The organism is Corynebacterium accolens (assembly GCF_023520795.1).
Lineage (GTDB): Bacteria > Actinomycetota > Actinomycetes > Mycobacteriales > Mycobacteriaceae > Corynebacterium > Corynebacterium accolens.
The window spans coordinates 1574054-1594901 of record NZ_CP046605.1 but is presented as its reverse complement, the minus strand read 5'-3'; the positions used below and the strand labels follow the sequence as shown (position 1 = coordinate 1594901).

22 protein-coding genes are annotated in these 20848 nt (G+C 59.7%); 19 read left to right on the top strand and 3 right to left on the bottom strand.

Annotated elements, in window-relative coordinates:
* Positions 1-317 precede the first annotated feature (317 nt).
* Complete coding sequence (gene rpsP / locus CACC_RS07645; RefSeq protein WP_005278628.1) at positions 318-818, top strand: 30S ribosomal protein S16; 501 nt, start codon at positions 318-320, stop codon at positions 816-818.
* A 145-nt stretch (positions 819-963) separates the two neighbouring features.
* On the opposite strand, the gene CACC_RS07640 is transcribed toward rpsP, so the two are convergent.
* Both CACC_RS07640 and CACC_RS07635 read right to left on the bottom strand, forming a co-directional pair.
* Complete coding sequence (locus CACC_RS07640) at positions 964-1668, bottom strand: TetR/AcrR family transcriptional regulator (RefSeq protein WP_005278630.1); 705 nt, start codon at positions 1666-1668, stop codon at positions 964-966.
* 29 nt (positions 1669-1697) lie between these two features.
* Positions 1698-2123 (bottom strand): cupin domain-containing protein, encoded by a 426-nt coding sequence (locus tag CACC_RS07635; RefSeq protein WP_005278635.1) that lies wholly within the window; start codon positions 2121-2123, stop codon positions 1698-1700.
* A gap of 86 nt (positions 2124-2209) precedes the next feature.
* On the opposite strand from CACC_RS07635, the gene rimM reads away from it, so the two are divergent.
* The 15 genes from rimM (at position 2210) to CACC_RS07560 (ending at position 17031) form a co-directional block, all read left to right on the top strand.
* Positions 2210-2707 carry a ribosome maturation factor RimM gene (gene rimM / locus CACC_RS07630; protein WP_005278638.1) on the top strand — a complete coding sequence of 166 codons (498 nt, stop codon included), beginning with the start codon at positions 2210-2212 and terminating at the stop codon, positions 2705-2707.
* A complete protein-coding gene (gene trmD, locus CACC_RS07625) occupies positions 2704-3594 on the top strand; it encodes a tRNA (guanosine(37)-N1)-methyltransferase TrmD (RefSeq protein WP_005278641.1) in 891 nt (296 codons plus the stop codon). The genes rimM and trmD overlap by 4 nt, the downstream gene beginning before the upstream one ends.
* Entirely contained in the window at positions 3594-3974 is a 381-nt protein-coding gene (locus CACC_RS07620; protein ID WP_005278643.1) for a hypothetical protein, read from the top strand. Before trmD ends, CACC_RS07620 begins: the two co-directional genes overlap by 1 nt.
* A 98-nt stretch (positions 3975-4072) precedes the next feature.
* The gene (locus CACC_RS07615) at positions 4073-4663 is read left to right on the top strand and encodes a hypothetical protein (protein WP_005278646.1); all 591 of its coding nucleotides are present in this window, start codon (positions 4073-4075) and stop codon (positions 4661-4663) included.
* A gap of 158 nt (positions 4664-4821) precedes the next feature.
* Complete coding sequence (locus tag CACC_RS07610) at positions 4822-7146, top strand: Tex family protein (protein WP_005278649.1); 2325 nt, start codon at positions 4822-4824, stop codon at positions 7144-7146.
* Between the two features lie 255 nt (positions 7147-7401).
* Entirely contained in the window at positions 7402-9609 is a 2208-nt protein-coding gene (locus tag CACC_RS07605) for a YhgE/Pip family protein (protein WP_035108443.1), read from the top strand.
* 174 nt (positions 9610-9783) lie between these two features.
* On the top strand, positions 9784-10128 hold the full coding sequence (gene rplS, locus CACC_RS07600) for a 50S ribosomal protein L19 (RefSeq protein ID WP_005278655.1): 345 nt from the start codon (positions 9784-9786) through the stop codon (positions 10126-10128).
* A gap of 245 nt (positions 10129-10373) precedes the next feature.
* Positions 10374-11069 carry a signal peptidase I gene (gene lepB / locus CACC_RS07595; protein ID WP_167530823.1) on the top strand — a complete coding sequence of 232 codons (696 nt, stop codon included), beginning with the start codon at positions 10374-10376 and terminating at the stop codon, positions 11067-11069.
* Entirely contained in the window at positions 11047-11784 is a 738-nt protein-coding gene (gene lepB, locus CACC_RS07590) for a signal peptidase I (RefSeq protein ID WP_005278660.1), read from the top strand. Before lepB (CACC_RS07595) ends, lepB (CACC_RS07590) begins: the two co-directional genes overlap by 23 nt.
* On the top strand, positions 11762-12412 hold the full coding sequence (locus tag CACC_RS07585; RefSeq protein WP_244262152.1) for a ribonuclease HII: 651 nt from the start codon (positions 11762-11764) through the stop codon (positions 12410-12412). The genes lepB (CACC_RS07590) and CACC_RS07585 overlap by 23 nt, the downstream gene beginning before the upstream one ends.
* Before the next feature lie 62 nt (positions 12413-12474).
* Complete coding sequence (locus tag CACC_RS07580) at positions 12475-12780, top strand: DUF2469 domain-containing protein (protein WP_005278666.1); 306 nt, start codon at positions 12475-12477, stop codon at positions 12778-12780.
* Positions 12781-12962: 182 nt separating this feature from the next.
* Positions 12963-13361: a YraN family protein gene (locus CACC_RS07575; RefSeq protein ID WP_005278670.1), complete on the top strand. Its 399-nt coding sequence runs from the start codon at positions 12963-12965 to the stop codon at positions 13359-13361.
* Complete coding sequence (locus CACC_RS07570) at positions 13348-14913, top strand: YifB family Mg chelatase-like AAA ATPase (RefSeq protein WP_005278673.1); 1566 nt, start codon at positions 13348-13350, stop codon at positions 14911-14913. The genes CACC_RS07575 and CACC_RS07570 overlap by 14 nt, the downstream gene beginning before the upstream one ends.
* Positions 14910-16091, top strand: coding sequence for a DNA-processing protein DprA (dprA, locus tag CACC_RS07565; protein ID WP_005278675.1), 1182 nt, complete (start codon positions 14910-14912; stop codon positions 16089-16091). Before CACC_RS07570 ends, dprA begins: the two co-directional genes overlap by 4 nt.
* A gap of 22 nt (positions 16092-16113) precedes the next feature.
* On the top strand, positions 16114-17031 hold the full coding sequence (locus CACC_RS07560; protein WP_005278677.1) for a tyrosine recombinase XerC: 918 nt from the start codon (positions 16114-16116) through the stop codon (positions 17029-17031).
* A gap of 7 nt (positions 17032-17038) precedes the next feature.
* Here CACC_RS07560 and CACC_RS07555 read toward each other — a convergent pair whose 3' ends face one another.
* A complete protein-coding gene (locus CACC_RS07555) occupies positions 17039-17560 on the bottom strand; it encodes a M23 family metallopeptidase (RefSeq protein ID WP_244262144.1) in 522 nt (173 codons plus the stop codon).
* 392 nt (positions 17561-17952) lie between these two features.
* On the opposite strand from CACC_RS07555, the gene rpsB reads away from it, so the two are divergent.
* From rpsB to pyrH, 3 genes are all read left to right on the top strand, one after another.
* On the top strand, positions 17953-18786 hold the full coding sequence (rpsB, locus tag CACC_RS07550) for a 30S ribosomal protein S2 (protein ID WP_005278684.1): 834 nt from the start codon (positions 17953-17955) through the stop codon (positions 18784-18786).
* Between the two features lie 304 nt (positions 18787-19090).
* On the top strand, positions 19091-19903 hold the full coding sequence (tsf, locus tag CACC_RS07545) for a translation elongation factor Ts (RefSeq protein WP_005278686.1): 813 nt from the start codon (positions 19091-19093) through the stop codon (positions 19901-19903).
* A gap of 227 nt (positions 19904-20130) precedes the next feature.
* Positions 20131-20817 (top strand): UMP kinase, encoded by a 687-nt coding sequence (gene pyrH, locus CACC_RS07540; protein WP_005278688.1) that lies wholly within the window; start codon positions 20131-20133, stop codon positions 20815-20817.
* The last annotated feature ends 31 nt before the right edge of the window (positions 20818-20848 follow it).

Below are 20848 nucleotides of genomic sequence, written 5' to 3'. Positions count from 1 at the left end.
GCGGCGTACTTTTAAGCCTTCAGGGTCAAAGGATTACATTCGGCTCATAAGGGTACTCTTTAAAGGTCTCGGAAGCATAACGAGCCCAGGCTAAGCGTAGGGAAGCGGAGATTTTAAAATACTGCCTGCACACGCTAAAATGGTTCAGGTTATCGCAGCGGTGCGAATTGCTGCTGATAATGAGACGTTTCATTCTGCGTAACACCGTTCCCGTCTACGGTCGGCCGGTACGTCACGCGCAGATAAAATCCAAGGGTTGAACCGGCGCGCTAAAAGGCGCGTGTCTGAACTGCCCAGTGACTAGAAAAGGAGCCATCATGGCTGTCAAAATTAAACTGCAGCGCGTAGGTAAGATCCGCGCCGCTGAATACCGCGTAGTTATCGCTGATGCTCGTACCCGCCGCAGCGGCAAGGTCATCGAGAACATTGGCATCTACCACCCGAAGGAAGAGCCTTCCCTCATCAAGATCGACTCCGAGCGCGCACAGCGCTGGTTGTCCGTTGGTGCACAGCCCACCGAGCCGGTCTTGGCGCTGCTGAAGGTCACCGGTGACTGGCAGAAGCACAAGGGCCTGCCGGGCGCAGAGGGCACCCTGAAGGTTGCTGAGGAGAAGAAGTCCAAGCTGGACCTCTTCAACGAGGCATTGGCTGAGGCTAATAACGGCCCAACCATCGAGGCCATCACCGAAAAGAAGAAGGCCAAGGAAGAAGCAAAGAAGAAGAAGGAAGCTGAAGAGGCTGCTGCAGCTGAGGCTGCCGCTGCTGCTGCCGGCGAGGCAGACGCTGAAGCAGAAGCTTCTGAGGAGTCCGCAGAGTAATCTGCTCGGGTTTCTAGCGCCCTCTACCAATAAGAGGGCGCTTGCATAAACTTTCATCCCCCACCTGCCATCGTTGCATTGACATACGGTGGCGAGTGGGGGATTTTGCGCGCTTGGCCAGCGCGCGGCCGCCGCAGGCTAGTGCCTAATGCTCCCCATCGTGTGGGCGCAGTTCGGGGTAATTGCCATATACATCGTTCGGATCTTCAAAATCCATCCCGCGCAGGCTACCTGCGACGACGGGCTTGAAAAGTTTATAGATTTCTTCCCGCGGCAGCTTGGACAGGGGGCCGTCAATGGCAAGCACGGTAAAACCGTGGACGGCGGACCAGGACAGCAAGCTATTGTGCAGGAAGTATTCTTTCTTGGGCGTTTGGCCTCGGGCCTGCGCATGGCGGGCCAAGAGATCGAAGTAGCGCTGAATCAGGTTCAGGTGTTCGCTTTTTGGATCATCGGGGGTTGACGGATCCACGCCGAGCATAAAGCGCAGCGCCTTCCACTCCAGCATGCAGCGGAAGAAATTCGTTTCATCCAGGGCGAAGTCGAGGTAGGCAAAACCTATCTGCACGAGGTGATCGGGGAAGGCAAGGTCACCAGCTTCATTGGTGGTGCGGTGCAGGCGGCGCACAAGCTCATCGGTGGCGAGTTCGGCCACCTTATCGTGTAGCTCTTCCTGGTCCTTAAAGTGCCGGTAAGCGGACGTAGGGGACACTCCTGCCGCGCGGGTGACGGCGCGGATGGTAATAGCCTCAGGACCTTTTTCTTTGCCTAATTGCACGGCGATGCGCAGCAGCTCGTCGTGGAGGTTTCCGTGGTGATAAGGCTTGTTATGAGACTGCGTTGTATCCAAAATCTGTCCTAACCGTGTGTGTATTTCAATTAGCCCGTAAGCATCGTTAAAAGCATCAGTGCAGGCTGCGCGTCCGCCTGTTGTGCGGGCGAATCCGAATCCATCTCCGGCAGGGGCGCGGCAACGCTATGTACTGTATAAGCCGGCAAGTGCACCATATTACCCGGGGATAGGGTGACCGTTTTCTCCCCGCAGGTGAACTTCACCTCGCCGCGTATGGCCTGCACGGTAATCGGGTGGGCGGCTTTGTGGTCCGGCAAGGTTTGCCCCGGTGCGAAGCTAAAAAGGATGAGGTTGGCGCGCTCACCGTTCAAGACCCGCTTGACCCCAGGGCGCTTGCGCTCAGGATCGGTGGCAGGCGCCAAGGCTACGAGGTCAAGGTCAATCAAGGGCGAGTGCGGTGCCTCCTGATGTGCACCGCGTGGCTCGGAAGCAGGGTTGGGTGAGTCGTTCATGCCACAAGCCTAATCCTTGGCGGCGGGATTGTGGGGAACGCGGCAGGAGATAAAGGCAACGGGGTGCATGCGGTAAACTTTGCGCCATGGAATTGATGATTGGGCGCGTCATTAAGTCGCACGGTATCAAGGGAGAAGTGGTGGTAGAACCCACCACCGATGAGCCTGAGGTGCGCTTTGCAGTGGGAGAAAAACTGCAGGGGAGGCAGGGCCGCAAGGAACACGAGTTGACCATCTCTGCGGTGCGCAGCCACAAGGGCAGGCTTTTGGTGACGTGCAAGGAAATTGCCGATCGCACCCAAGCGGATAGCCTGCGCGGCACCCAATTTTTCGCCGCCCCATTAGAAGATGATGACGAGGGCTTTTATGATCACGAGCTCGAAGGCCTGCGCGTTATCCGCGACGGGGAAGATATCGGCGCTGTGGTTTCCGTCGTGCACGGGCCTAGCCAAGACCTCTTAGAGGTTGAACTGTCTACGGGTAGTTCCGCCTTGGTGCCCTTTGTCCATGCCATCGTCCCAGAGGTCGATGTGGAAGCCGGCACGTGCACCATCGAACCCCCGGAAGGGCTGTTGGACCTATGAGGCTCGATGTCGTGACCATCTTTCCGGAATACCTGCAGCCGCTGCGCCACGCCCTTTTGGGCAAGGCCATCGAGCAGGGCCGCCTTGAGGTGGGCGTGCACGATCTGCGGCAGTGGGCCACGGATGCGCATAAATCGGTCGATGACTCGCCCTTTGGCGGCGGCCCAGGAATGGTTATGAAGCCTGAGGTATGGGGCCCTGCGCTTGACGATGTCGCACTCGGGACCACCGCTCCCACACTCGACTCCTCCCTGCCGCACCTCAACCGCCCGCGCCACGATGAATTAGAGGGCGTCGAAGCTCAGGCGTATGGCCCCGAAGTGGCGCACGAGGAGCGAGAGAGCAACAGTGAAGATAGCGATCTCCCGCTGCTCTTGGTTCCCACCCCGGCTGGCGCGCCTTTTACCCAGGCGGATGCGCGGGCATGGTCTACCGAGGAGCATATTGTTTTTGCCTGTGGGCGTTACGAGGGCATCGACCAGCGCGTGGTTGAAGATGCAAAGAAGCGCTACCGCGTTCGGGAGGTATCCATCGGGGATTATGTGCTCATTGGCGGGGAGGTCGCCGTATTGGTGATTGCAGAAGCCGTCGTCCGCCTTATCCCCGGGGTATTGGGCAATAAGCGCTCGCATGAGGAGGATTCCTTTTCTGATGGCCTGTTAGAGGGACCGAGCTATACCAAGCCGCGGGAGTGGCGCGGGCTTGCGGTGCCGGAGGTCCTGACCTCTGGAAACCATGGGCTGGTGGACCGGTGGCGCAGGGAACAAGCATTGGAGCGCACCTGGCAGCGCCGCCCCGAGTTATTGGAACACGTGGAATTGAGCAAGGCGGACAAGGCATATCTAGCGCACGTGCGCGAGCGTGAATCTGAAGACAAGGGGCAATAATGCAGGTGAGCGTGGATCTTTCTGTGCTGATGACCCAGGAAGAATGGGAAGGATGCCAGGAAGATATGCCGGAGAAATTACGCGATGCAGGTTTTACGCCGGTAAATATTTTTGCCACCGTGGTTGCCCCATCGGCGCCGAAAGATAGCCCATTGGCTCAAGAATATGCCTTCAGCAATGGAACCGCGGCGGAAGGAACGCCGCTGTGGCGGGTCATCGTCAATGGCGATACCGCAGCAGCCCTGCCTTCCGTCGCGCCGGTGGTTGCTGAGTGCTTACCGCCCACCGCGGCGTGGTTGGGGAGCACGGAAATTGGCCATACCGAATTCGCGTGGTCGGCCGAGCCCGTATGGAGCGCAGAATCCTCCGAAGAAATTTAAGAAAAGCTCTCTAGAAAAACGTGTATCGATGCTGGGTAGTGCTACTGTAAGTGCAGCATTTACTCGCATTTTTTACTTGCTCTCCAAGGATCTCTCGCATGACTTCTCCCAATGGAAATGACTTTGGCGGATACAACCAACAGCCGCAGTACAACCAGTACCCCGCGTATTCCCAGCCGCAACAGAGTCGCGGCGGGAATGGGGCCATGATTGCGGCGATCATTTTGGGAGTTGTGGCGCTATTGGCCGTTGCTGCTGCCGCATTCTTTTTCGTGCAGGGAAATGGCAATAAGTCCAGCGCCACCGCGCAGGAAAGCCAATTCCAGCAAAAGGTTGACTCCACCAAGGTCGATGCCAAGGACGACGGGAAGTCTGGCAGTGAAGCTACCGTGACCAAGACCGAACAGGCCCCCGCGCCCGCCCCAGCACAGGCGGCTGCAAGCAGCGGCAATGGGCACTCGTGGGGCGATTACACGAGCTATTACGCGGCCACGAGCAAAACCTCAGAGGCCTTTGCCAAAAACGTCTACAACACCTTCATGAATAACTGGGTGGCCGGTGGCGGAACGAATGCCACCTTGAGCGTTTATTCTCCTACTACCGGTGGTACCTACACGATGTACTGCTCCGGCAGCTCCTCGCGGGTAAGCTGCACCGGCGGCGATCGGGCCGAGGTAGTCATCCACTAAATCGGGGCGTCTTTTACTCCTCTTCTTCCTGCTTGTAGCGTGCGGGAGGGAGAGGATTTTGTGTGTCCGGCGGTGGCAGGCCGGGGCGGTGGACAAGGCATGCGGTAGATTGGGTGGGTCCCGTACCAAGCTTTGAAATAGAAGTGTGAGGAATCTACGTGAATATTGCGGCCACCATCGCGGCGGAGATCGGCGCTCAAGAAACCCAGGTTTCGACGGCGCTGAAACTCCTTGCGGAGGGAAATACCGTGCCTTTCATTGCGCGCTATCGCAAGGAGGTCACGGGTGGTTTGGATGACGCGCAACTGCGCACCATCGAAGAGCGGGCCACCTACCTGCGCGAGCTAGAAGAGCGCAAAGAGACGGTCCTTGCCGCCATTGATGAGCAGGGCAAGCTTAGCGATGACCTGCGCGGCCAGATCCTTGCCTGCGATACTAAGGCGCGGCTTGAGGATTTGTACCTGCCGTATAAAAAGCGGCGCAAGACAAAGGCGGATATCGCGCGCGAAGCCGGCTTGGAAGAGCTGACCGATACATTGATCGCGCAGCCGCAGGCCCAGCCGGAGGAACTGGCGCAGGACTATCTCACGGAAGGTTTTCCCGATACCAAGAAGGCGCTCGAGGGTGCGCGCTCCATCCTCATTGATCGCTTCGCACTCGATGCAGACTTGGTCGGTGGCGTGCGCGAGCGCATGTTTAACCAGGGTGCCATGCAGGCGCAGGTGGTAGAGGGGAAGGAAGCCGAGGGCGCGAAGTTCAAGGATTACTTCGACTTCAACGAGCCTTTTTCTTCGCTTCCTTCCCACCGCATTCTGGCGCTCCTGCGCGGGGAGAACGAGGGAGTGCTGCAGCTGCACCTGGATGCCGGTGACGATGCCGACTACGAGGACCTCATTGCGGATCGCTTCGGTCTGGATCGCAGCTCCGCGTGGCTGGGTAATGCCGTGCACTGGGGATGGCGCACCAAATTGTATGTTTCCTCCAGCCTGGATGTGCGCATGCGCTTGAAAGAAGTAGCAGAAGAAGGCGCCCTCAAGGTCTTTGCCACGAACCTGCGCGACGTGCTGCTTGCTGCCCCTGCGGGCCAGCGCGCGACGATCGGCCTCGATCCGGGCTACCGCAACGGCACCAAGTGTGCCGTGGTGGATAAAACGGGCAAGGTGCTCGATACCACCATTGTCTATCCTCACCAGCCGCAAAACCAGTGGTCGCAGGCGGTGCAGACCCTGTCCACGCTGTGCGCGCGGCACTCGGTTGACCTTATGGCCATCGGCAATGGCACTGCGTCTAGGGAAACGGAAAAACTTGCACACGAGATTGCTGACCTGCTCAAGCAGGCTGGCGGCCAGCGTCCGACGCCCGTCGTGGTCTCCGAATCCGGGGCATCGGTCTACTCCGCATCGCAGTTGGCGGCGGAGGAATTTCCCGATATGGACGTCTCGCTGCGGGGGGCGGTCTCCATCGCCCGGCGCCTGCAGGATCCGCTGGCAGAGCTGGTGAAGATCGATCCTAAGGCCATCGGCGTGGGCCAGTACCAGCACGATGTGAACCAAACGTCGCTGGCACGGACGCTGGACGGCGTGGTGGAAAGCGCCGTCAACGGCGTTGGCGTTGACCTCAATACGGCATCGGCGCCGCTCTTGGAGCGCGTGGCGGGTATTAACCCCACCATTGCCGCCAATATCGTGGCCTACCGCAATGACAACGGTTCTTTTGCTACCCGCAAGGAACTGAAGAAGGTGCCGCGCCTGGGGCCGAAGGCCTTTGAACAGTCCGCCGGCTTCCTGCGCATTAATGGGGGAGCGGACCCGCTCGATGCGTCCGCGGTTCACCCGGAGGCCTATCCCATCGTGACGCGGATAGCGGAGCAGACGGGGCTGGGCATCGGCGAGCTCATTGGCAATACCCGCGTGCTAGACAAGCTGGATCCCGCCAATTTCGCCGATGAAACCTTCGGTATCCCAACTGTGAACGATATCATCGCCGAGCTGGATAAACCCGGCCGCGATCCGCGCCCTGAGTTTAAGACCGCCACCTTTAAAGAAGGCGTGCATAAGGTCTCTGACCTCACCCCCGGCATGGTGCTGGAGGGCACGGTCACCAACGTCGCGGCCTTCGGCGCGTTTGTGGATGTCGGCGTGCACCAAGACGGCCTCGTCCATGTCTCTGCCATGAGCCACCAGTTTGTTTCTGATCCCCATGAGGTCGTGCGCTCTGGCCAGGTGGTCAAGGTCAAGGTGATGGAGGTTGACGTCGATCGCCAGCGCATCGGCCTATCGCTGCGGCTGGATGATGAGCCGGGACAGCCCGCGCCGAAGCGCCGCGGCGGCGACTCGCAGCGCGGATCCGGCAAGCGCGGCGGTCAAAAGCCTTCGCGCGCAGCGGGGAAGAAGGGCGGACGCAACTCCGATCGTGGAGGCTCCCGCGGGCGCCCGGCAGCCAAGGGGACCATGGCCGATGCCCTGAAGAAGGCCGGCTTCTAGCTTCCCTGTGCAGCGGCCTACCAGCACCGCAGGGTGGGCCGCTACTTGAGGCGCGGTGGGGAAAATATCCCCGCCAACCGCGGACGACCCGAAAAATATGACCGCCACATTACAATCGATGCGGACTCCCACATCCAATAATGGTAAGTTTGGCAAAACTAAGTAAATGGCGTCCTTCTTCTCCTGCTTCAGCGAGGTGCTCCTGGGCAGATGGGGGCAAGGGGGACGCTGAACTACTGCCATAAGGAGACAACTATGAGTCGTGCGGCCGATAGCGGTCACGGTGCCGAGGACACCGCAGCGATGGCCTCGATAAGCGGCGAGGAACACAAGGGCCGGGGAGTGCTGGGCTGGCACCGCCTCCTGGACTGGCGCCCGCGCAGCGCATTGTCGCGGGTGCTTATCGTATTCTTCCTCGTTGCGCCCATCATCGTGGCCGGAACCATGATGTGGGCCATGTGGGATCCGTCCAAGTACATGCGCAATATTGACCTTGCCGTGGTCAATGAAGACGCGGGCGTGGACAAGCAGGGCAAGAACACCAACTATGGCGACCAAGTGGTCGAGGGGCTGCTAGAGACTGACTACCTCAAATTCTCTGAGGTCAACAAGGAAGAAGGCGAAGAGGGCCTGGTCAAGGGCAAGTACTTGATGGTGGTGACTATCCCGAAGAACTTTTCTGAGCAGGCCGTGACCATCATCAGCGATAAGCCCGAAAAACCGGAGATCAACTTCGCTACGAATGACTATTACGGCACGAATGGTTCGGTCATTTCCTCCAGCCTCATTCCGCAGGTACAAACGAGCGTGGAAAACGCCATTTCCAAAAAGTACGCCGACCAGGTTATTGAGGGGCTTACTAAGCTGAGCGACGGCCTGGGCAATGCCGCGGACGGCGCGGGGCGCCTCGATGAGGGCGCTGGAAAGCTGCAAGAGGGCGGCGGGCGCGCGGTTGAGGGCATCAACAAGCTCGACAACGGTGCGGGCAAGCTCAATAACGGCACGGCCGAGCTCCTCAACGGAACGACGCGGCTCAATGACGGCGTCGGGCGGTTGAATGATGGTGCAGGCAAGCTGAGTGATGGCGCGGCGCGCCTCGATGACGGTGCGACCCGGCTTGCCGATGGCTCCGATAAGCTCCTTGCCGGCACCGGCCGCCTTGCCGATGGTGCGGGCCAGATCGATGCCGGGGTCAATCAACTCACCGGCATGCTCATCCCCGTGCTGAAGCAAGCCCAAGCCGTGGTTCCTGGCCTTACCCAGCTGGTAGACATCCTGCGCGGGCTCGGCATGACCCAGCAAGCGGATCAGCTCTACTCGTTGGTATCCAGGCTCGATCCCGCCTCTAGTGGAAATATGGTGGGGCAGCTGGAGAAGCTTTCCGCAGGCACCGGGCAGCTGCACTACAACCTGTCCGACCCGCAATCGGAATACCTCGGCGGGCTGACCACACTGAACGGCGGTGCACACCGCCTGTCCGATGGCATCAAGGAGCTGCGCGGCGGAGTTGGCAGGCTTAGCGACGGTACCTCGCAGCTGCAGGACGGTGCGACCCGCTTGCAGGATGGTGCCTCCCGCCTCCACGATGGCACGGGCGCGCTCAAGGAGGGCACCGGCCGCCTGGCTGAAGGCGGAACCGAGCTCAAGGGCGGCTTGGACCGCCTCAAGGAAGGCTCTGGCGAGCTATCCACAAAGCTTGCCGAAGGCGCCGCCAAGGCACCTACCATTTCCCGCCCAGAGGATTCCGCGCAAAATATAGCGGTTCCCATTAACTTCACCGCATCCAATGTCCATCCCGTGCAGACGGTCGTCAACCCAGCGGACCCGACCGAAAAGAATATTACCGGCGGCGCCTCCATGCTCTTCGTGCTCGTATTCGGCTTCCTCGTCATGCTGCTCTTGGCGATGACGCTGCCGTACTACATGGTGCGCCGGGGAGCCCGCGCCACCAGCCCGGTCCGCAGCGTATTCGGCGCCTTTGCCGCGCTGACCGGCCTGAACTTCCTCATACTGGCGTTTATGGCCCTGATGTCTTCCACCCTGGGGTGGCAGCCGGCAAGCTGGTCCATGATCGCGCTCGTGCTCGCCGCGATTTCCGCCGTGGGTGCGGCGACCTACCAGTTCTTCCTGATTACCTTCGGGCGCAAGATCGGTTCGATCTTTGCCGCCGGCGCGTTCGCCCTGGGCGTGATGGTCTTTGGCGGTGTCTGGCCGGTCCTGGCGATTCCGCGCGCGCTCAGCCTGCTGCACCCTTTCCACCCGATGTCCTACGCCAAGGACGCGTTCACCCGCGCTACCGACGGCATTCATGATGGCACATTCTGGAGCAGCATCATTATCCTCTTTAGCATCACGGTGGGTGCCGTGGTGGCGTCGTACTTGGTCTTCCGGGCGCGATACCTGGGCACGGCAAAGATCCTCGATGAGCACCACTCCATCCTCCGCTCGCCCATGCCTGCCTAAGGCGTGCTGCGCGCCCGGCTCGCCCCAGGTAGGGTAGTAAATCCGCGAAATAGAGGAATTTGGAATTGGCCGGTTCCTATGGAAAGATAATCCATCGTTCTATGTAACGGGCACGAACCGGTCAGGCCTCCGGCCGCCAGGGTCCTCTGTCCCAAACTGAAAAGGAATATTGGCATGACCAACATTATCGACAAGGTCGATGCAGCACAGCTGCGCGACGACATCCCGTCCTTCCGTCCCGGCGATACCCTCGACGTCAACGTCAAGGTTATTGAGGGTAACAACGAGCGTGCACAGCTCTTCAAGGGCATCTGCATCCGCCGCCAGGGCTCCGGTATCCGCGAGACCTTCACCGTGCGTAAGGTTTCCTTCGGTATCGGCGTAGAGCGTACCTTCCCGGTTCACTCCCCGAACCTCGAGTCCATCAAGGTCTCCCGCCGCGGCCGCGTTCGCCGTGCGAAGCTGTACTACCTGCGCGATCTGCGCGGCAAGAAGGCTCGCATCAAGGAGCGTCGCTAGTTCTAACGCCCGCCCTGGGCAGCGCCTATCTCCCTTCCTTTCCCGCATGCACAGTGCCGGAAAGGGAGGGAGATTTTTATTGTGCACTCCTCGAATCATTTCGATTTCCTGTGAATCGCCCCGCAGTCACGGGAGCCAATCCAGATTGCGGGCATGCAGTTGCTAGGATCTGACGGGTGAATAACGAAAGCATCTCGCAGGGCAAAGAAGCGGCCGCGGAGGAAGCGACCACGGAGAAAAAACAAATGCCGTGGTGGCTGGAGACTCTCGTAGTCGTCGTCTCCGTGCTGGTGGTCGTGGGGCTATTCCAAAACTTCATCGGCCGCCAATACGTGATTCCCTCAGGATCCATGGAGCCGACGCTGCATGGCTGTGAGGGATGCACGAATGACCGCATCTTTACAGAAAAGGTCTCTTACTACGGCGATAAGAGCCCAGAGCCAGGCGATGTCGTGGTCTTTAAGGGCACCGACGATTGGAACGGGAGTTACGTCTCCCCGCGCTCATCCAATGCCGTCATTCACGGCATTCAGGATGCGCTGAGCTTTATCTCCTTGGCGCCACCAGATGAAAATACCCTGGTCAAGCGCGTTATCGCCACCGGCGGGCAGACGGTGTCTTGCCAGGAAGGCGATCCCGCCGTCATGGTGGATGGCAAGCCCATCAAGCAGGATTACGTGCAGGATCCGCCGACCTATCCGGTGGATGAATCGACTGGATCGGAAGCCTGCGGTGGCCCGTATTTCGGCCCAGTGAAGGTGCCTGAGGATAATATCTGGGTCATGGGGGATAACCGCACCGCGTCTGCCGATTCGCGCTACCACATGGGCGATAACTTCCACGGCACGATCCCCGTAGATAACGTGCGCGGAAAGGTGCAGTTCGTATTCTGGCCGTTCAACCGCATTGGTGGGGTCGATGACCCAGACATCCAAAGCTAAACCACAGCAACAGCGCCTGCGCACCCGCGATTTCCTCGCACCGGTCATCGGCGGCTTCGTGCTCTTAGTCCTACTGCAGGCATTCGTCGGCCGGATGTATGTCATTCCCTCCGCGTCGATGGAACCTACGCTGCATGGCTGTACCGGCTGCGATAATGACCGCATCGCGGTGCAAAAGATGAGCTATTACTTCCACGACCCAGCCCCAGGCGATGTCGTGGTATTTGAAGGACCTGAGTCCTGGAATACGGAATTTGAGGTGCAGCGCTCCGATAACGTGCTGGTGCGCGGTGCCCAAAACGCCTTGGCGTCGGTGGGGCTTTTGCCCAATGGGGAAAATATCCTGGTCAAGCGCGTTATCGCCACCGAGGGCCAGACGGTCAAGTGTGAGGAGGGCGATTCCGCGGTGATGGTGGATGGTGCACCGATAGACCAGAGCTTCACGTTGGATCCGCCCGAGATCCCGGTTGATCCCGGCTCCGGCTCGCAGGCCTGCGGCGGCCAATACTTCGGTCCCGTGACCGTTCCAGAAGGCAATATGTGGGTCATGGGGGATAACCGCACCAATTCCCTGGATTCTCGTGCGCACATCGGCGATCACCTGCAAGGCACCGTGCCGGTGGACAACGTGCGCGGCAAGGTAGAGGCCGTGGTCCTGCCCGTATCGCGCTTTGGCGGCATTGACGATCCGGATATCCAGGATGCGGCGGCTTAAACAGCAACGCACCTTTGAAGTGGCGTTGGCCAAGGCAGGGCTCGGCCCCGTCGCCGGGGTGGATGAGGCCGGCCGCGGTGCGTGCTGCGGCCCCATCACCATCGCAGCCTGCATCCTGCCCGAGCGCATCGTGGGCGAATTGGATACCTTAACCGATTCCAAAAAGCTCACGCCCCGCCAGCGCGAAAAACTCTTTCCCATCATCAAAGACAAGGCTGTGGACTGGTCAGTGGTGCATATTGGTGCGGGGGACATCGACAAGCGTGGCATCCAACACGCCAATACCTCGGGCATGCGCAGGGCAGTAGCGCGCCTGGAACAGCGCCCAGGCTATGTGCTTTCCGATGCCCTCTTTATCCCCGGCCTCACCCAACCTCACCTGCCCATCGTTGGTGGGGACGCGGCGGCGCGGTGCATTGCGGCGGCGAGCGTGCTGGCCAAGGTCAGCCGGGATCACCTCATGCTGGATCTGGACGAGCGCTTTCCGGGCTATGGATTGGCAGGGCATAAGGGCTATGGCACTAAGGCGCACGAGGCCGCGATTGCCGCTTTGGGGGCGAGCCCGGAACACCGCATGAGCTACAGCAATGTGCAGCGCGCGCATGCCCAATTTACTGCGCGTGCCTAGCGAAAATTGTGGTTTCTGCGCGCTAAGCTAGGGCGAGCTATCCCATCTTTTGGAGGTCCACAGTGAGTGCAGAGGAACTCGAAAACTACGAGGCAGAGGTAGAGCTGTCCCTTTACCGCGAATATCGCGATGTCGTCAGCCAGTTTTCTTATGTCGTAGAAACCGAACGACGTTTCTACCTGGCCAATGCCGTAGAACTGATTCCCCATACCGCCGGGCCCGATGTGTACTACGAGGTGCGCATGTCCGATGCCTGGGTGTGGGATATGTACCGTTCCGCCCGATTCGTGCGCTACGTCCGCGTCATTACCTACAAGGACGTCAATATCGAGGAACTGGACAAGCCGGATTTCATCATGCCGGACTAGGGCACTGGGCGCCTGTCAACCCGGCGCCCGCTTCATACCGCCGCAGCTGTGGATAACTCTTCGTGATGCCGAAGTTATTCACATCTGCGGCGGTTTTCTGGTTTTCGGGCTTGTATCCGGCCCGCATCCTGCGGTGTTCTGTGCGTGCAGCACAAACAGCACGAAAGAAAAGGACGCCGCACATGCAATTTGCATCCGATAAACACCTCGCTACGAAGCACCCCCGGCACAGGCAAGAACTAGGCAAGCGGGGAGAATCATTCGCCGCGGGCTACCTCCGCGAGCGCGGATCCGATATCATCGCCGCCAACGTCTCCTACCGAGTGGGAGAAATCGACCTTATTGCCCGCGAGCCCGATGGCACGATCGTCTTCGTAGAGGTAAAAACCCGCTCTACCGCGAGCTTTGGCACAGCCGAGGCGGTGACCCCACACAAGCTTGCCCGTATGCGCAGGGCCGCCGTCCAGTGGCTAGACGGCAAGCCGCTGGCTACCGTACGCTTCGATGTCATTGCTCTCGTGGTCAATGGCGAGGGTTTTGAATTAGAGCACTTTACGGGGGTCGACGATGGCCCTCGGTAAATGCCTAGCAGTCTCCCTGCACGGCGTGCTCGCCCGCGTCATCAACGTCGAAGCCAACGTAGGGCATGGCCTGCCCGGAATCCATGTGGTGGGGCATGCGGATACCGCGATATCTGAATCCCGCGACCGCATCAAGACCGCCGCCGCGAATTCCCGCCTGCCATGGCCGAAAACCAAGGTCATCGTCTCCATGTCGCCGGCCTCTCTACCAAAATCAGGCTCCCACTTTGACCTGCCCATGGCCCTTGCGATTCTCGCCGCCCACGTAGAACAGCACGGCGCTGACTACGCGCGCTCCGTGCAGTCACCCAACCGGGTCCTTGAAGAAACTCTGGTGCTCGGGGAACTGGGCCTGGACGGCACGGTTAGAGCAGTCCCTGGCATCATCCCAGCGCTTCTCGCCGCCCGCGAGGAGGGCATTTCTACGCTGGTTATTCCGCCAGGAAATGCGGCCGAGGCCACCCTCGTTCCCGATTTGAATGTGCTGGTTGCAGCCACGCTCTTTGATGCCTTTGCGTGGGCGCTTGGAGAGCGCGACCTGCCCCGCGCGGCCGAGTGCTGCTCTGACCAGCCTGCAGCGGCGCCCGCACAGGAGCGGCTAGATTTTTGCGATATAGCCGGGCAACACCATGCCAAGTGGGCGGCGGAAGTCGCTGCCGCCGGTGGGCACCATCTGTTGATGATCGGCCCACCGGGCTCAGGAAAATCCATGATCGCCTCGCGCCTGCCCAGCATTCTTCCGGCGCTAAGCCCGGACCAGATGGTAGAAACCACCGCGGTCCACTCGCTCACGGGGACCCCCGGTGAAGTGGTCTCCCACGCGCCCTTCATCGCCCCGCACTCTTCGGTTACCCGTGCGGCGCTCCTTGGTGGTGGAAGCGGTCATCCTCGCCCAGGGGCGGTGAGCCTGGCCCATAATGGGGTGCTCTTCCTCGATGAGGTCAGCGAGGTAAGCGCCCCAGTCCTCGACGGCATGCGCGCGCCTTTAGAAGAAGGTCATGTACGCCTGGCACGCGCGCAGCAGGAGATTGACTACCCGGCGCGATTCCAACTGATTATGGCCGCTAACCCCTGTCGGTGCGCCGCCGAGGATCCCTCTCAATGCACGTGCAATCCGCATGACCGGCTTCATTATCTATCGAATCTCTCCGGGCCGTTGCGCGACCGCTTGGACATGGTGGTCACCCTCTCCGGACAGTCAGCCACCATCAATGCTGAGGGCGAAGAATCCTCTGCCGCCATTGCCGAGCGGGTCGCCGCAGCCCGCGACCGTGCCCGGGCGCGCTGGGCGGCCGACGGCATTCCCGCCCGCGTCAACGGCGCCGTGCCCTCGTCCTATTTGCGCCGGCACCGCCCCGCATCTGAGTCCGCGATGATCATGTTGTCTGCCTACCTTGCCGAGGGCGAGATTTCGCAGCGCGGCATCGACCGCGTCCTGCGCGTGTCGTGGACCTTGGCCGACTTGCATGGCAGTTCCACACCCGATCTTGCGGAAGTGGGTCAAGCCCTCGACCTTCGTTCGAGCCAAACGGTAGGGAGGATTTCGGCATGAGCGATCTTGATTTATCGACTCCACTTGCCACATGGGTATATCTCAATCGCGTGGTGGAAGGCCCGTCCGCCTCCTTGCAGGCCTTGCTGGAACATCATTCGGCCGAAGAGATTGCCCACGGGATTTATCACCGAGCCGATTGGATCGGGCCTCTCTTAGCGCGCACCGCCTCACGGTTTGATTGGGTGCGGCAAAAAGAAGACCTCGCCGCCGCAGAGCGCGTGGGGGCGCGATTGATCACTGCCGATAGCCCCGAGTGGCCAGCCGAGGCATTTTCTTCTGCCTTCGGTTTCTACCAGAATGGCGCGGACGCGCCGGCCACATTCGATGAGCAAGCAGTACCGCCGCATAGCTTGTGGGTACGCGGCTCAGCGCTTAAACCCGAGGTAGGGCAGGCCGTGGGAATCGTGGGCACGCGCGCCATTTCGCGCTACGGGTGGCAGGCAACCCAAAGTGTGGTCTCAGGCCTAGTGAACCATCAGTGGACTATCGTCTCCGGCGGGGCTTTGGGAGTAGATACCGTGGCGCATGAGACCGCCTTGCACAATGCGGGGCGCACCATTGCTGTCGCCGCGTGCGGAATCGACAAGAATTACCCGGCCCGCAATGGTGGACTCTTCGATCAGATTGCCGATAATGGCTGCATCGTCTCCGAATTCGCTCCCGAGACAGCACCCAAGCGGCATCGCTTTCTCATTCGCAACCGCCTTGTTGCTGCGCTAAGCCAAGGAATCGTGGTCATGGAAGCGGCATATCGCTCGGGTGCTCTTAATACCCTCAACTGGGCAGAAGCCTTGGGGCGCGTTGCCATGGCGGTGCCGGGGCCAATTACGACGAGTGGCTCGCTCGGGTGCCACCAGCGCATCCAAGACGGGCGGGCCCAGTTGGTCGCCAGCGCCAACGAAGTCCGCGCCCTGGTGGGCCGCGCCGGGACGGTTGATCCGGAGGCGCAATATGAAATGAATTTTGCGGCGTCTTTAACGCAGCGACTATCGCGGAATGAGCTGCGGGTCTTTGACGCGACCCCTCCGCCAGGAAGCCCTCCGGCTACTGCAGAAGATATTGCGCGGGACGCGGGATTCCGCCTGCCCCTTACTATCCACTTATTGCTTGCCCTAGAGAAAATGTGTGTGATCGTGCGGGAGGGAAATAATTGGGTTCGCTTAGAGATGGGCTGAAAAGCAAGTAAACTCGTGGGGTATGAGTGATAAACGGAAGGCCGCAGAAAGTCATGGCCCGGTCGGGCAAATGGACGAGGCTATCGAGGACTTTGCGGACTTCCAACTCTGCGTCAAAGGCCGTGCGGAGGCCACGGTGCGTGGCTACCGCGCGGACCTAAAAAACCTGGCCCAAGACATCGATACCTTTGCGGACTTTAACCTCAATAACCTGCGGCAGTGGCTGGGCAACGCGGTCGCAGAAGGAAAGGCGCGCGCAACGCTGGCACGCAGGACTGCCTCAGTTAAAGCCTTTTCTACCTGGGCGGAAAGGGAAGGCTACCTCACCCGTGATGTTGCGGCACGATTGGTAACACCGAAGGTGGGCCAGCATCTCCCAACGGTCATGGCACCGCAGCAGGCGGGCGAACTTGTGGGCAACGCCGTTTCTGTCGATGAAGCACATTTTCAGCGCGATAGCGCCATTTTGGAGTTGCTCTATGCCAGCGGAATGCGCGTGGCGGAACTGGTCCGCCTCGATATAGAAGACGTGGACTTTAAGCGGTCCACCGCACGTGTAACCGGTAAGGGAAATAAGCAACGGGTCGTGCCCTTTGGTGCCGCCGCAACCGATGCCCTGCAGCAGTGGATAGACGGCGGGCGCAAAGAAATGGCGCGGGGAGAAACCCAGGCCATCTTTGTAGGCAGCAGGGGAGCGCGCATTGACCAGCGCCAGGTGCGGCGCATCGTAGACAAAGCCGCCACGGTTACCGGCACAAGCGGCCTAACGCCGCACGGGGTGCGACACCTTGCGGCTACACATCTTTTAGAAGGCGGCGCGGACCTGCGCGTGGTCCAAGAGTTATTGGGACACTCGTCTTTGAGTACCACGCAAATCTATACGCATGTTTCCGCAAAGCGGCTAAAGCAGGTCTATTCCCAGGCCCACCCGCGGGCCTGAGTGATTCTTATAAAGGCTTGAGGCGGATAACCGGCATATCCAGCAGGCTTAATGGGTCAATGTAGCTGTCCTTGGCAATCCGCGCGCCCCAATGCAGTCCTGGTGTGCCGTCTACTGGGTGGCCGAGCTTTCCTATGGTTTGGCCCTCGCGCACTTCTTGGCCTTGGGTGACGCTCGCGTGCACGGGTTGATACGTGGTACGAATGCCATCTGCATGGTCTATCGAAATGACCGGGGTTCCAGCGACGGTGCCGACAAAAGCGACGGTGCCGGATTCGGCGGCGACGACGCGGCCGCCAATTCTTAGGTCCATATCGACGCCGCGGTGGCCAGCGCTCCACTTATGCTCGGGCTTATCAAAGCCGCGCGGCACCCGAACCGGGCGCGGTTTACCCGAGGCGGGATCGACGTATGCGGCAGCGGGTGCCGCGCACAGTAGCACGAGCGCACCAGTGAGGGTGGTGGCGAGGGTGGGGATAAGGGGGCATCTGCAAGCGGCATTATTGCGTGGTCGTGGAAAAAGGTTCATGGGTCACAGTGTGTAGCGCCAGGGCAAATAATGTCCTGCGAAGCGTGGGCTGGCTGTGGATAAACTGGCAGCGGTGGGGGCGGAAGAAACCCGAGTGACAATCGAGGCGAAACGTCCAAAGAAACTTGTGGAAAAGTGCTTGTTCGGTTTGGAAAATCTAGCTGGCTGGGATTATTGTCTTTCATAGCAGTGTGTCCGCTGGGAGTTAACCCTCACGGAGGCATTGACTACGCGCGACGAAGTTGTTGCATCCTGCGTTAAGGGTGTGGCGGCCCGGCAGCTGACGTGGTCCTTGGAAACAAGGTGTTGGCAGGGCCTTCGTTGCTAGGGTGCGGAATAAAACACCGCACATTTGGAAAACCGAAAGACAAGTAAAAGAAAGCGAGCGAATCATGGCAGTTGTAACCATGCGCGAGCTCCTCGACGCTGGTGTGCACTTTGGCCACCAGACCCGTCGCTGGAACCCGAAGATGCGTCGTTTCATCTTCACCGACCGTAACGGCATCTACATCATCGACCTGCAGCAGACGCTGACCTACATCGATGAGGCATACGAGTTCGTTAAGGAAACCGTCGCTCACGGTGGCACCATCCTTTTCGTTGGCACCAAGAAGCAGGCGCAGGAAGCAGTTGCTGAAGAAGCAACCCGCGTCGGCATGCCTTATGTCAACCACCGCTGGTTGGGCGGCATGCTCACCAACTTCCAGACCGTGTCCAAGCGTCTGAAGCGCATGAAGGAACTTCAGGCTATGGATGAGCGCGAGGACGGCTACAAGGGCCGCACCAAGAAGGAAGTTCTGATGCTCAACCGCGAGCGCGCCAAGCTTGAGCGCGTTCTGGGCGGCATCTCTGAGATGGCCAAGACCCCGTCCGCACTGTGGATTGTTGACACCAACAAGGAGCACATCGCGGTTAAGGAAGCTCACAAGCTGAACATCCCGGTTGTTGCCATCCTGGACACCAACTGCGACCCGGATGACGTTGACTTCCCGATCCCGGGCAACGATGACGCAATCCGTTCCACCAAGCTGCTGTCCGGCATCGTGGCGTCCGCCGTCGAAGAGGGCAAGAAGGCTCGCGAGGAGCGCCAGCTTGCAGCCGCTAAGGAAGCTGCCGGCGATTCCGCAGAGAAGGAACAGCGCGATGCTGAGGCTGCTGCAGCCGCATCCGATCCTGCTTCTGCAGAAAAGGCTGAGGAAGCCCCCGCAGACAAGCCTGCACAGTAGGCCTGCCTCTTGTGAGGATTCTTTCTTAACTGCACTTAATTGAATACCCCACGCACATTTTGGTGTGGGGCAGCTAGGGAATAATTCCTGTACAAGGCTGTTTACCTAACCCCTACCACCGTGTGCTACGGCGGTGGGGGTTACTTTTATCTATGCTGGAGGCGGCTAAAACTAGCCTCCGTACAATCGCATTGATGAAGGAAACTGGGGTAGATACCCCCACCCAAAGACGGCGCGAGACCGTTTCTTCGGCTACGCTGTCTCAACGAACACTGACTGATTTTCAAGGAGGATCGCCCTAACTATGGCGAACTACACTGCTGCAGACGTGAAGGCACTGCGCGAAGCAACTGGCTCCGGCATGCTCGATTGCAAGAAGGCCCTGGAAGAAAACGGCGGCGACTACGACAAGGCCGTTGAATTCCTGCGCATCAAGGGTGCGAAGAACGTGTCCAAGCGCGCTGACCGCGAGGCTACCGAGGGCCTCGTTGCCGTATCCGGCAACACCATGGTTGAGATCAATTGCGAGACCGACTTCGTGGCAAAGAACGAGGGCTTCCAGTCCTTCGCCAAGAAGATTGTTGTAGCTGCAGCCGCAGCCAAGGCTAACTCCCCGGAAGAACTCAACAACGTAGAGATCGAGGGCCAGAAGGTCTCCGAGTTCGTTGACCAGGAGTCCGCAAAGACCGGTGAGAAGCTGCAGGCACGTCGTGCAGTCACCGTTGATGGCGACAATGTTGCTGTCTACCTGCACCAGCGCTCCGCTGACCTGCCTCCTGCAGTCGGTGTCTTGGTTTCCTACGAAGGCAACAAGGAAGGCGCACACGCTGCCGCTCTGCAGATTGCAGCTATGAACGCTGAGTACCTGAAGCGCGAAGACGTTCCTGCAGAGATCGTCGAGAAGGAGCGCTCCATCGCTGAGGCCACCACTCGCGAGGAGGGCAAGCCTGAGGCTGCTCTTCCAAAGATCGTGGAAGGCCGCCTGAACGGCTTCTACAAGTCCGTTGTTCTGCTGGAGCAGGCTTCCTTGTCCGATAACAAGAAGACCGTTAAGCAGGTTGCAGAAGAGGCCGGCACCACCATCACCGGCTTCGTCCGCTACGAGGTTGGCGCTTAAGCCTCAGCCGCTTTTTAGCCTTTAAAGCCCACGGGAGGTACACCCTCTCGGTGGGCTTTTCTGCTGTCTAGAGGCGATGGGGAAGGGGCGGCTGCCGGGCTGCGGTGCGGTGTGGGGAAGCGGGGACAGTGTAGGTAAGATGGAAAAGAAATAAATCAGCCCGCGCAAAAGGAGACGATGAAGGCGTGACTTCTGCAGACGAGAAGCGAACCGGATACAAACGAGTAATGCTGAAACTCGGCGGCGAAATGTTTGGCGGCGGCAAGGTTGGCATCGACCCAGACGTTGTCGATAACGTTGCTCGCCAAATCGCTGAAGTGGCCGAGCAGGGCATCGAAATCGCCGTGGTGATCGGCGGCGGCAACTTTTTCCGCGGTGCAGAGCTTTCACAGCGCGGCATGGACCGCGCCCGCTCTGACTACATGGGAATGCTGGGTACGGTCATGAACTCGTTGGCCCTGCAGGACTTCTTGAAGCAAAAGGGCGTTGATTGCCGCGTGCAAACCTCTATCAACATGGCGCAAATCGCCGAGCCGTACCTGCCACTGCGCGCTGACCGCCACCTTGAGAAGGGCCGCGTCGTTATCTTCGGTGCCGGCATGGGCATGCCGTACTTTTCCACGGATACCACCGCCGCGCAGCGCGCCCTGGAAATCGGCGCCGATGTCCTCTTCCTGGCCAAGGGTGTTGATGGCGTGTACTCCGACGACCCACGCACGAACCCCGATGCGGAGCTCTACACCCGAATCACTCCGCGCGAGGTTATTGAAAAGGGACTCAAGGTAGCCGATGCAACCGCCTTTAGCCTGTGCATGGACAATGACATGCCGATCTTGGTCTTCAACCTCTTGGAAGAGGGGAATATTGCACGCGCCGCAAGCGGCCAGGTTATCGGCACGCTGGTGCAGTCCTAATTCTAAAACGGCACAGAACCTGCTACCTTTT

Bases quoted from the DNA above. Each gene is read 5' to 3' on its own strand.
- rpsP (WP_005278628.1), top strand. From the start codon at position 318: ATGGCTGTCAAAATTAAACTGCAGCGCGTAGGTAAGATCCGCGCCGCT.
- CACC_RS07635 (WP_005278635.1), bottom strand. From the start codon at position 2,123: ATGAACGACTCACCCAACCCTGCTTCCGAGCCACGCGGTGCACATCAG.
- rimM (WP_005278638.1), top strand. From the start codon at position 2,210: ATGGAATTGATGATTGGGCGCGTCATTAAGTCGCACGGTATCAAGGGA.
- trmD (WP_005278641.1), top strand. From the start codon at position 2,704: ATGAGGCTCGATGTCGTGACCATCTTTCCGGAATACCTGCAGCCGCTG.
- CACC_RS07620 (WP_005278643.1), top strand. From the start codon at position 3,594: ATGCAGGTGAGCGTGGATCTTTCTGTGCTGATGACCCAGGAAGAATGG.
- CACC_RS07615 (WP_005278646.1), top strand. From the start codon at position 4,073: ATGACTTCTCCCAATGGAAATGACTTTGGCGGATACAACCAACAGCCG.
- CACC_RS07605 (WP_035108443.1), top strand. From the start codon at position 7,402: ATGAGTCGTGCGGCCGATAGCGGTCACGGTGCCGAGGACACCGCAGCG.
- rplS (WP_005278655.1), top strand. From the start codon at position 9,784: ATGACCAACATTATCGACAAGGTCGATGCAGCACAGCTGCGCGACGAC.
- lepB (WP_167530823.1), top strand. From the start codon at position 10,374: ATGCCGTGGTGGCTGGAGACTCTCGTAGTCGTCGTCTCCGTGCTGGTG.
- lepB (WP_005278660.1), top strand. From the start codon at position 11,047: ATGACCCAGACATCCAAAGCTAAACCACAGCAACAGCGCCTGCGCACC.
- CACC_RS07575 (WP_005278670.1), top strand. From the start codon at position 12,963: ATGCAATTTGCATCCGATAAACACCTCGCTACGAAGCACCCCCGGCAC.
- CACC_RS07570 (WP_005278673.1), top strand. From the start codon at position 13,348: ATGGCCCTCGGTAAATGCCTAGCAGTCTCCCTGCACGGCGTGCTCGCC.
- dprA (WP_005278675.1), top strand. From the start codon at position 14,910: ATGAGCGATCTTGATTTATCGACTCCACTTGCCACATGGGTATATCTC.
- CACC_RS07560 (WP_005278677.1), top strand. From the start codon at position 16,114: ATGAGTGATAAACGGAAGGCCGCAGAAAGTCATGGCCCGGTCGGGCAA.
- CACC_RS07555 (WP_244262144.1), bottom strand. From the start codon at position 17,560: ATGAACCTTTTTCCACGACCACGCAATAATGCCGCTTGCAGATGCCCC.
- rpsB (WP_005278684.1), top strand. From the start codon at position 17,953: ATGGCAGTTGTAACCATGCGCGAGCTCCTCGACGCTGGTGTGCACTTT.
- tsf (WP_005278686.1), top strand. From the start codon at position 19,091: ATGGCGAACTACACTGCTGCAGACGTGAAGGCACTGCGCGAAGCAACT.
- pyrH (WP_005278688.1), top strand. From the start codon at position 20,131: ATGCTGAAACTCGGCGGCGAAATGTTTGGCGGCGGCAAGGTTGGCATC.